At 36.3% G+C, this 2,103-nt stretch carries 2 protein-coding genes and 1 pseudogene; all 3 read left to right on the forward strand.

All coding sequences use genetic code 11. From position 1 onward, the window contains the following. A pseudogene (locus PG840_RS16555) lies at positions 1–585 on the forward strand (RumMC family radical SAM sactipeptide maturase); the annotation flags it as partial. Positions 586–652: 67 nt separating this feature from the next. Further along, the gene (locus PG840_RS16560; protein ID WP_151165544.1) at positions 653–844 is read left to right on the forward strand and encodes a RumC family sactipeptide; all 192 of its coding nucleotides are present in this window, start codon (positions 653–655) and stop codon (positions 842–844) included. A 188-nt stretch (positions 845–1,032) separates the two neighbouring features. Next, positions 1,033–1,875: a C39 family peptidase gene (locus PG840_RS16565; protein ID WP_226851836.1), complete on the forward strand. Its 843-nt coding sequence runs from the start codon at positions 1,033–1,035 to the stop codon at positions 1,873–1,875. Positions 1,876–2,103 lie beyond the last annotated feature (228 nt).

Raw genomic sequence — 2,103 nt, forward strand, 5'->3', positions numbered from 1 at the left:
GAAGATATTTCCATGGAGTATGCAGGGGATGGGGAGTTTGTCGGGGAAGAATTGGACGGCTTTACATTAGATGCCATTGAAGGCTGGGCACTGACAAGGGATTTAGAAGAGCAGGATCCCAAAAGTTATGTGGCAGGGATTGTAACGGATAAACTGGTACGGATACATAACCGAAGACAGACACAGGAACCGTGCAAGGACCTCAGAAGAAACGGCTGCTGTATTCCTGGGAACCAGAGAGTATATGTGAAGACAGATGGAAAATTCCTTTTGTGCGAAAAAACCGGAGATGCACCGGATATAGGAAATGTGTTTGAAGGGGCAGATCTGGAAAAGATAAAGAAATATTATATTGAAGAATACGATGAAAAATCCCTTACAAGATGTAATGAATGCTGGGCGAGAAATTTGTGCGGACTTTGTTATGCAGCATGTTATGAAGCAGAAGGAATTGATATGGAGAGGAAAGAAAAAGTCTGCGGTGCTCACAGGTATGCCACAAAAGGAGAACTGATTTCGTATTACAGCATTTTGGAAGAAAAGCCGGAAGTGATCGAAGAGATAGATGCGGTACCGTATTATTAAGGAAAGGTTTTAGATTATCAAAGATAATTTAAAATAGAAAAAATCAGACGGAAAGGAGGCGGCTGGTATGAGAAAAATCGTAGCAGGAAAGTTACAGACAGGAGCAGACTTTGAAGGCAGCAAAGGTGGATGTGTTTGTAGTGGAAGTATAGCAGTAGCAAACTCTCATAATGCAGGACCAGCATATTGTGTAGGATACTGTGGAAACCATGGAGTAGTAACCAGAAATGCAAATTATAATGTTGCAAAAACTGCCTAAGGATGTAGTAAAAAACGTCTTATAGGAATGGGGAGATTTGTAATAGAATCTCCCTTTTTCTTTTTGGAGATAGGAAAGAATTTACTATGCAAGAATGCTTTGCTTGTTTCATGGATATGAAATATAAGAATGTTATCAGTAACACTAAATAAGGTGATTTTATAAAGCTGAAGGGAGGTTAAATAAGAATGGTACGAAAGAGCAGAAAAAAGAGAAAAATACGAGTATTAAAAAGGATAGCTTTTTGGGGAATTATTGTTTTTATAAGTTGTACGGGGATGTATTTCTATAGAAAATACAAGGATATACAATTACAAAATATTGTGAGTCACACTACGGAAAATGAGGGCATAGAGGAAAGATTGCAAAAAATGTCAAATTATGATTTGCGTATCAAAGATATCGTAGAAAATAAAAGTCAGTACCCAGAAGAACTTTTGGAACTGCTCACGACAAATATAGAAACTATAGAGTTTGTATTGAATTATCCTGAAAAGAAAAATAATTCACCAGCGGAAACAGTAGAGGAAACAAGGAGTGGAGAAATTCCATTACTATTACAATGGGATGAAAGATGGGGCTATCAAAATTATGGAGATAGCATGTTTGCAGTAAATGGGTGTGGTCCAACAGCACTTTCTATGGTTATAGTAGGACTTACAGAGAATAAGCAAGCAACACCTTACCAAGTAGCGCAGTATGCAGAAAAAAATGGATATTATGTAGAGGGGGTAGGAAGTAGTTGGAACATGATGACAGATGTAGGAAGTTATTTTGGGATACAAGGAAGTGAGATTCCATTAGGCAAAGATAGTATTCAGACGGAATTAGAATTAGGACATCCGATCATTTGTGCCATGCGTCCAGGAGATTTTACAACAACCGGACATTTTATTGTCTTGGCAGGAATGAAAGATGGAAAGATTTGTGTCCATGATCCCAATAGTAAAAAAAGAAGCGAAAAATTATGGAACTATGAAACTTTAGAAAGTCAAATCAATAATTTGTGGAGCTTTACAACGCTTTTTTAAATTCTACACATAAATTACACATAAAAACGTGATAAACATAAGTGATATTTTTATAATAAATCATTCCCCAAAATAGTGGGTTGTTTAATAAGAAAAAAATCAAAAATAGTAATTTTGTTCTTGGTACTCTTGATTTCAGAAACGATGATTTTAAGTACTGGAATTTGGTAGAGAAGTTACTGAACTTTTTCAGGAAACAGCACACAAATTAGGGAAATGTGTAATTGT

This window comes from Coprococcus sp. AM97-35 (assembly GCF_027697525.1).
Classification (GTDB): Bacteria; Bacillota; Clostridia; order Lachnospirales; family Lachnospiraceae; genus Allocoprococcus; species Allocoprococcus comes.

What these genes read in the sequence shown, in the direction of transcription:
- PG840_RS16560 (WP_151165544.1), top strand. Translation starts at nt 653, where the DNA reads ATGAGAAAAATCGTAGCAGGAAAGTTACAGACAGGAGCAGACTTTGAA.
- PG840_RS16565 (WP_226851836.1), top strand. Translation starts at nt 1,033, where the DNA reads ATGGTACGAAAGAGCAGAAAAAAGAGAAAAATACGAGTATTAAAAAGG.